This window comes from Mesorhizobium sp. M1A.F.Ca.IN.020.06.1.1 (genome assembly GCF_004023265.1).
Lineage (GTDB): Bacteria > Pseudomonadota > Alphaproteobacteria > Rhizobiales > Rhizobiaceae > Mesorhizobium.
Window position 1 is genome coordinate 1 of sequence record NZ_RZSR01000179.1, and the last position, 8,064, is coordinate 8,064.

7 protein-coding genes and 1 pseudogene are annotated in these 8,064 nt (G+C 63.6%); 7 read left to right on the top strand and 1 reads right to left on the bottom strand.

Going from position 1 to position 8,064, the window contains the following annotated elements; genetic code table 11:
• Together EOA60_RS10730 and EOA60_RS10735 are read left to right on the top strand one after the other, a co-directional pair.
• A pseudogene (locus EOA60_RS10730) lies at window positions 1-245 on the top strand (NAD(P)-dependent oxidoreductase); the annotation flags it as partial.
• A 101-nt stretch (window positions 246-346) separates the two neighbouring features.
• On the top strand, window positions 347-1,123 hold the full coding sequence (locus tag EOA60_RS10735) for a FadR/GntR family transcriptional regulator (protein ID WP_095779401.1): 777 nt from the start codon (window positions 347-349) through the stop codon (window positions 1,121-1,123).
• 46 nt (window positions 1,124-1,169) lie between these two features.
• On the opposite strand, the gene EOA60_RS10740 is transcribed toward EOA60_RS10735, so the two are convergent.
• Window positions 1,170-1,457, bottom strand: coding sequence for a DUF3175 domain-containing protein (locus EOA60_RS10740; RefSeq protein WP_066992279.1), 288 nt, complete (start codon window positions 1,455-1,457; stop codon window positions 1,170-1,172).
• 192 nt (window positions 1,458-1,649) lie between these two features.
• Between EOA60_RS10740 and EOA60_RS10745 the strand changes: the two genes are divergently transcribed.
• The 5 genes from EOA60_RS10745 to EOA60_RS10765 form a co-directional block, all read left to right on the top strand.
• Complete coding sequence (locus EOA60_RS10745) at window positions 1,650-2,882, top strand: MFS transporter (protein WP_245502542.1); 1,233 nt, start codon at window positions 1,650-1,652, stop codon at window positions 2,880-2,882.
• A gap of 236 nt (window positions 2,883-3,118) precedes the next feature.
• Entirely contained in the window at window positions 3,119-4,201 is a 1,083-nt protein-coding gene (locus EOA60_RS10750; protein WP_095802325.1) for a substrate-binding domain-containing protein, read from the top strand.
• Between the two features lie 81 nt (window positions 4,202-4,282).
• The gene (locus tag EOA60_RS10755) at window positions 4,283-6,532 is read left to right on the top strand and encodes an ABC transporter permease (RefSeq protein ID WP_095824965.1); all 2,250 of its coding nucleotides are present in this window, start codon (window positions 4,283-4,285) and stop codon (window positions 6,530-6,532) included.
• A complete protein-coding gene (locus EOA60_RS10760; RefSeq protein ID WP_066990523.1) occupies window positions 6,525-7,307 on the top strand; it encodes an ATP-binding cassette domain-containing protein in 783 nt (260 codons plus the stop codon). Before EOA60_RS10755 ends, EOA60_RS10760 begins: the two co-directional genes overlap by 8 nt.
• A gap of 193 nt (window positions 7,308-7,500) precedes the next feature.
• Window positions 7,501-8,064, top strand: a 564-nt coding sequence (locus EOA60_RS10765) for a LacI family DNA-binding transcriptional regulator (protein ID WP_164899258.1), incomplete at its 3' end; no start/stop codon positions are given.

Below are 8,064 nucleotides of genomic sequence, written 5' to 3' on the forward strand. Positions count from 1 at the left end.
ATCTCGGCCAGATCGCCTTGCGCGCCATCGAGAAGGATGGGCTGGGCTACCAGGTGTTCAACGCTGCCAATGACGAGACCTCGTCCGATCTGCCGACGGCCGAGCTCCTGAAGCGTTTCTATCCAGGCGTGCCGGTGAAAGCCGAGCTCGGTGAATTCGAGACGCTGCTGTCCAACCGCAAGGCGCGGGACGTGCTCGGCTTCCGCCCCGAACACAGCTGGCGCAAATACGTCAAAACAGCGTGAGGGCCGACAAACATAGGTTGAGCTGTGCACAGCGCGGCGTCTGGCGGCAAAGCCGGCCTTGCCGCGCTTGACAGCTTCTGAAAACCGGACTTTCTGGGCATATGCGGGACGCAAAGCCGAACAACGAAAAAAGGCCGACGAAAGCGGCATCCGCCGAGCGTATGGCTGGCGTTCGCCGGCCGGACGCGCCGCGCATCCCTGGCGCCAGCGTGCATACCTCGCTGGCCAGCGAAATCGGCCTTCGGATCGTGCGCGGCGACTACCCGCCGGGCACCATCCTGCCCAACGAGGCCAAATGGTCGGAGACTTTCGACGTCAGCCGCTCGGCGGTGCGCGAGGCGATCAAGATGCTGATGGCCAAGAGCCTTCTGGCATCACGTCCGAAAATCGGCAGCTGGGTTGAGCCGAAGGAGCGCTGGAACCTGCTCGACCGCGACGTGCTCTCCTGGTACGCGACGTCGCCGGACCGTGAAGTCTTCCTGAAGACGGTGCAGGAATTCCGCCACATCATCGAGCCCGAGGCGACGGCTTTTGCCGCAATGCGGCGCACCGATGAGCAGATGGCCGAGATCAGCCAGGCCTGCCGCGAGATGGGCGAGGCGACCAATCTGCAGGAGCGGACGCGCGCCGACACCCGCTTCCACCTGGCCATTCTCAGGGCCTCCGGCAACGATCTCCTGGTGCCCCTGGGCGTCCTGATCGAATCCGCCTTCAATCATCTCTTCGCCTATACGACACGCGAGCTGGACGACCTGCAGCACGCCCAGAAACTGCACGAAGCGATCGAGAGGAACATCCGGCTGCAGCGGCCGGATGCTGCGCGCAACGCCGTGCGCAAGCTGCTCGCGAATACCGACGACGTCATCCGCTCGCGCTAAGGCCTACCGATACCCGGGTGAGGCCCGGTCCGACCTCGACAAGTCCTTAGTCTTCCTTCTCGCGCCCGAAAGCGACGCGCAACTCGTCCTTGGCCTTTTCCAGAACTCGCTTGCGCTTCTCCGGCAGGTTCCTGCCGGCGCGGTTGATGTAGAAATTCAGCATCGACATCGCGGATCGGAACGGCTCAGCCTTGCGGCGATGGCTGTGCTCAGCCGAGCGCTTCAGCGAGGTGGCGATCCTCTTGGCATCGTCGGATTCGAAAATGTGCTCCTCGAGATCCAGCGCATCGCTGTGCGCGGTCACTTCGGCCGACCATTTTTTCCTGGCGGTCATGGCGAACCTCCTTCCTGGGGCACAACTCCCCTTGGGCACAACGCTCTCTTGGGGCAAAAACTCTGGGCGGCATGGCCGGTTCCCGATTTCTGGAGCCACGGATTTGTCCCTTGTGGCGCTGCTCGGCACCGGGAATCGCCGATACTTGGGGTGGAAACCGCCCGATCACCAACAAGCGCGGACAGGAAAGGTGTGACGACAACCGTCTCCAGCCGGGCAGATGGCCCCAGCATCGACAGCGCCTATGCATGGGTACGGCTCGGCGTCTCGATGCTTTTGTCGACGATCGGCGGCGCCGGCATGTGGGCGGTGGTCGTCGTTCTGCCCGCCGTGCAGGCCGAATGCGGCGTCGACAGGGCCGCGGCTTCAATGCCTTATACCGCGACCATGGTCGGCTTCGCCGCCGGCAATATGCTGGTCGGACGCGCCATCGACCGCATGGGTTACTGGATCCCGGCGCTCGTCTCTGCGATTGCGCTCGGCGCGGGCTTCCTGCTCGCCTCGCTGACCAGCTCGATCGTTGCGTTCAGCCTTGTCCAGGGGCTTCTGATCGGACTCGGCACATCGGCGATCTTCGGCCCGTTGATCGCCGACATCTCGCACTGGTTCGACCGGCGCCGCGGGGTCGCGGTGACCGCGGCCGCATCCGGCAGCTATCTTGCCGGAGCAGTCTGGCCGACGGTGATGCCCTATGTCATGCAAGGCGAAGGCTGGCGGTTCACCTATGCCGCGATCGGCATGTTCTGCCTCGCTACCATGGTGCCGCTGGTGCTGATGCTGCGCCGCGGCGCGCCGCGCGAAGCCACCCATGGCTCGCCGGGAAGCCGGCCGACGCAGCCAATCTCGCTGTCGCCGGCGGCGTTGCAGATGCTGCTGGTGATTGCCGGCTTCGGCTGCTGCATGGCGATGTCGATGCCGCAAGTGCATATCGTCGCCTATTGCATGGATCTCGGCTACGGCGTCGCGCGCGGCGCCGACATGTTGTCGATCATGCTGGCGGCGGGCGTTGTCAGCCGCATTGGCTCAGGTTTCCTCGCCGATCGCATCGGCGCGGTGAAAACCTTGATCATCGGTTCGGCGCTGCAATGCTTGTCGCTGCTGTTCTATATTCCCTTCGACGGGCTGGCTTCGCTTTATGTGGTGTCGCTGGTGTTCGGCCTCTCGCAAGGCGGCATCGTTCCCTGCTATGCGATCATCGTGCGCGACTACATGCCGGCCAAAGAAGCCGGCCAGCGCGTCGGCATCGTCCTGATGGCGACGATCTTCGGCATGGCCGTCGGCGGCTGGATGTCGGGCTGGATCTACGATCTAACCGGCTCCTATGCCGCCGCCTTCCTCAACGGCATCGCCTGGAACCTGGTCAATCTCGCGGCGATTTTGCTGCTTATGTGGAAGGCGAGGCGAGGCGCGGAAGCGCCGGCCTGATTTCCGCCGGCAACCCTGGCCATTGCAAGCTTGTCTACCGGCGCAAAGGTAGGGGTCAGGTGATACTCGTCCGTGCTCTTTCGTATGGCGTCGCGCCCGAATACTGGGTGCAGCAGGCTATTTACTTGGAAAGGCTTTGGGCGGAATATTGCGAAAGTGGGAGGAAGCAGTCGGAAAATCTCCTGAATAAATGCGCTCGAACGGCTTCCGCCCGTTGAATGCAAGGGAGGATAATCATGAGACGTACTTTCCCGCTCGCGGCATCCGCCGCGGCGTTGTTGCTCGGCGTGCCCTCCGCCTTCGCGCAGTCCGGCGGCGTCGAGAAAGCAGTCGGCGGCTACAGCTTCGAGGAAGCCGCAAAGGAAGCCCCCACCACCAAGGATTTCCATTCGGCCGATGGCCATCTCACCTTCGCCATCGTCACACATACGGCCGGCAACGGCTTCTTCGATCCAGTCTATGTCGGCGCAACCGCCGCCGGCAATCTGATCGGCGCCAAGATACTGCTGCTCGGCTCGGAATCTCCGACCGACGACCCGGCCCGCGAGATCGAAATCCTGAATCAGATCGTGCAGGATCCGACGATCGACGGGCTGATCATGACAACGCCCCAGGTCGGCGCCTATAACGACATCGTCAAGGCTGCCGCGGCCAAGGGCATACCGGTAGCAACGACCAATTCCTTCGACGGCACGATCCTCGACCGCAGCGGCATCAGCCACACCGGTCAGGACGCCTCCGCCGCGGCGATCGCCGGCGAGGCACTCGTCAAGTGCCTGGCGGACAAGGGTATCGAGAAGGGCTCGATCGTTCTGCCGTCATCGACCGCGATGGGCAACATCGAGGTGAACAATCGCGTCACCGCGGCCTTCAACGCGATCGTCAAAGGCCTGAAGGATGCCGGCAAGCTCGAGGCCTTCAAGGTCGACGCAGGTCCCGAGAACACCGGCATCGACACCAATCCGAACGATCCGGTGAACGGTATCGTGACGCTGTTCGAGTCGCGCGGTGACGTTGTCGGCGCCTTCGCCGGCAACAACGTGTTCACGCCAGCGCTGGCCAAGGCCGTCGCCCAAACCGGAAAGACCGGCAAGATCTGCGCCTATGGGTTCGACCTCGGTCCGGCGCAGCAGGATGCGTTGAAGAGCGGCGACCTGACCGGCGCGCTCGGGCAGCAGCCCTTCCTGCAGGGCTTCTATCCGGTCATGCAACTCTATCTGCAGATCGATCGCGGCATCGCGGCCGCCAATCTCGACACGCGCGCCCAACTCGTGACGCAGGAGACCGTTGGAAAGGTCGGCAAGCGTTTCGAGAACTGAATGTCAAAGCGCCACTGAACCCGGCGCGGGAGGGCTGGTATCCTCCCGCGCGTTTCGACCATCGGAACCCCTTATCAAAGAATGCCCGCTGAAGCTCTCGTTCGTCGCCTTCCATCCCAGCTCGTCGGCGGCTGGGAAATGGGATTGCTCGCCCTGCTGGCGCTGATCTATCTCGCCGGCGCTGCCGTCAATCCGGCGTTCTTCGGCTCGCCGGAGGCGTTCCATGCACTGCTTCGCGATACCTCGCGGGTCGCCATCATCGCCGTCGGAATGACCTTCGTCATCATCAACAAGGACCTCGACCTTTCGGTCGGTTCCATCTACGGCCTGGTGGCCGTCGTTTTTGCGAGGCTGTTCGCGCCAAGCTTCGCCGATCTCGGCATCGTCACGTCGGTGACCGTCTGCGTCCTTCTTGGCATGGTGATCGGCCTCGTCAACGGCGTGCTCGTTACCATCCTAAAAGTGCCGTCGTTCATCGCCACCTTGACCACGCTTCTGATCGGCCGCGGCTTCGTCCTCGCCCTGACGCACGGTCAGGCGATCTACTATCCAGGCAAAGCGAAGGAGGCCCCGCTCTTCTTCCATCTCGGCGAGACGAACGTCTTCGGCTTCAACAACCAGATCGCAATCTTCGCGGTCGTTGCCGTGATCGGCGCCTACGTGCTCGCCAACACTCGCTGGGGCTACGAAACCTTTGCGACGGGCGGCAACGAGCAGGCAGCAGTCTATGCTGGCATACCGACGAACTGGGTGCGGATCCGTGCCTATCTGCTCTCGTCGCTCTGCGCCGCTGTTGCCGGCCTCCTGTCGGCCGCTCAGGACAAGGGCGTGACCCCGCTTTACGGCGTCAGCGGCGAACTGACCGTCATCGCCGCGGTGATCATCGGCGGCGCTTCCATTCTCGGCGGTCGCGGCCGCGTCGCCGGGTCCTGCCTCGGCGCCACGCTGGTCGTTCTGCTCGACAAGGTGCTGCGCGAGGGTTTGCCGATCACGCGCACCATCAAGATCGGCGAGGAGGAGGTGACGGTCAACGCCGTCTACTCCCTGCCAGTGGGCGCGGTTCCGGTCTTCCTCGGACTGCTGCTTGTCATCGCCGTGCTGATCGAACCCTATCTCATCCGCCGCCAGGTCGCGGCGCGCCTCTGGGCATGGCTGCGCGGCAGGCCGCCGCCCCCGGCCTTCGAGATCGGCGGGGTCGCGCTCGAGGGCGTGGTGACCAAGGGCGCGATGGCGACCGACATCGCACTGTCGGCAACGGGGTTCGGCAAGTTCCTCGCCCGGCGCGATGCCCTCGCCGTCATCCTGACAGTGGTGCTGTGGCTCACGGGCCTTTTCCTCAGGCCGGATTACTGGTGGAACCTGTCCAACACTTTCGCGATCCTGCTCAACTATACGGAACTGGCGCTGATCACGGTCGGGCTTACCTACGTCATCGCGGCCGGCGATATCGACCTCTCCGTCGGAGCCGTCCTGGCGCTCGCCGGCAGCGCGGCGGCCTATTTCCTGAAGGTCCTGGGCGCCGACCCCGTCACCGCTGTCGCGATGGGCCTCCTTGCGGGAATGCTTGCCGGCCTCGTCAACGCTGTCGTCGCCGTTGGCTTGAAACTGCCGGCCTTCATCGCAACGCTTGGCATGTTCTACATCGCCCGCGGCCTCGCGGCCTGGTTCGTCGCCGGGCAGCAGCTTACCGGCTGGCCGGAGGGCTACAATTTGCTCGGCCGCAAGGTGAATGACATCCTCCTTTACTTCAGCATCGTGCTTCCGGATGGCATCCTCAGAACACTGGCCGAGGTGGTCAGCGTGCAGACGGTCTGGATGATCTTCGTCGCCGGGATTGCCGGTGTCGTGCTCGCCTACACGCCGTTCGGGCAAAAGGTCTATGCAACCGGCGGCAACATCCGCGCCGCCGCCTATGCCGGCATCAACACCAACCGGGCGCGCTTCATCTCGCTCATGCTGGCGGCGTTCTGCGCGACGATGGCCGGGATCATCAACGTCGCCTATTTCCGAAGCTTCAACCCCGTTGCAGGCCAGTTCCGCGAACTCGACGCCATCGCGTCGGTGATAATCGGCGGCGGGTCGATCTTCGGCGGCTACGGCACCATGCTGGGTTCTCTGGCCGGTGCAGCCGTGATCACACTCGTTAGGGCCCTCCTGCAGCTCAATGTCCAGGGCTTCAGCATGCCGCAGCATTGGATCAATGTCTTCATCGGCGTCATCCTCATTGTCGCGGTGCTGATCGACATCTGGGTGCGCCAGGCCAATATCTTCGGTCGCCTGCGAGCCCGCCTCGCGCGAGGCGCACGAACCCGGGAAACCATTCATGCCTGATGCTGCGTTGCCTCAACCGATCGTGGAAATGCGAAGCATCGAAAAAGCCTTCGGTGCCGTTCAGGCGCTTCGGAAAGTCGATCTAGTGCTCTATCCCGGAGAGATCCTTGGACTGGTCGGCGACAACTCGGCCGGCAAGTCGACGCTCATGAAGATCCTGACCGGCGCCTATCAGCGCGACGCCGGCGAAATCCTCGTCGCCGGTCAACCGGTGCACTTCAAGAGTCCGCATGAGAGCCGCGATGCGGGCATCGAGATGATCTACCAGGATTTCGCTCTTTGCGGAAACATGGATGTCGGCCAGAACATCTTTCTCGGCCGCTGGCCGCGCAAAGGCCCTTTCGTCAATCGCCGCAAGATGTACGCGGAAGCCGATAGCGTGCTGAAGCGGCTCAAGGTGGACGTGAACTCCGTTTTCCAGAAGGTCGAGAGCCTGTCGGGCGGTCGCCAGCAATCCGTGGCGATCGCCCGCGCGATTTCGTTCGAGCCACGCGTCGTGATCCTCGACGAACCGACCGCCAATCTCTCGGTGATGGCGACCGCGCGGCTCCTCGAGACCATGCTGGAACTGAAAAGACAGGGTGTTGCCCAGATCATCATCTCGCATCGGCTGGTCGACATTTTCGCCGTAGGCGACCGTGTCATGGTACTCAAGCGCGGCGAGAATGTCGGCGACCGTCATGTCAGGAACACCGACGAGCACGAGGTCCTTGAGATCATCGTCTCCGGCACGCGGGAGCAGGCGCTTACGGCCGATCAGGCGAGGGCGGTCTGACGACCGAGGCATTGACCTGGGGGGTTTATCGCCTCTGCCGGGGGTCGGCTGAACCAATATTCGTCGGCTTGACAACGGCCATGGCCTGCGCGACCCAACCGGAATGGGACGGGCTGCGAAACATGGTTGCTGTGGCTAAACTGTTGATCGTCAACTCGCCGCTGCGCTCCTTTCGTGCAAAAAGGACAAGGCGGTGACAAGGCCGCGCTCGCGGCGCGGCGGCGGCCGCCCGACCATCGCCGATGTGGCGCGCAAGGCGGGCGTCGGCGCCATCACCGTGTCGCGTGCGCTGCGCGAGCCTGGGCGGGTCTCGGAAGATCTGCGCCGGCAGATACAGGTCGCCGTCGACGAGCTCGGTTACATCCCGGACCCCAATGCGCGCGCATTGGCTTCGGCGCGCGCGGAGGTCTTCGGCGTGCTGGTGCCGTCGCTCACCAATAATGTCTTTGCCGAAGTGGTGCGCGGCATCTATGACAGTCTTTCGGACAGCCCTTTCCGCATCCAGATGGGCAATACCCACTATTCGGGCCTGGAAGAGGAGCGGCTGCTGCAGCTGTTCGCCTCGCAGCGCCCGGCGGCGCTTATCGTCGCCGGCATCGACCAGACGCCGCAGTCGCGAAAGCTGCTGGAGACGGCCGGCTGCCCGGTGGTGCAAGTGATGGAAACCGGACACGATCCGGTCGATATGCTGGTCGGCTTCTCGCATTTCGACGGTGGCCGCGCTGCCACCGAGCACCTGATCGAGGCAGGTTATCGG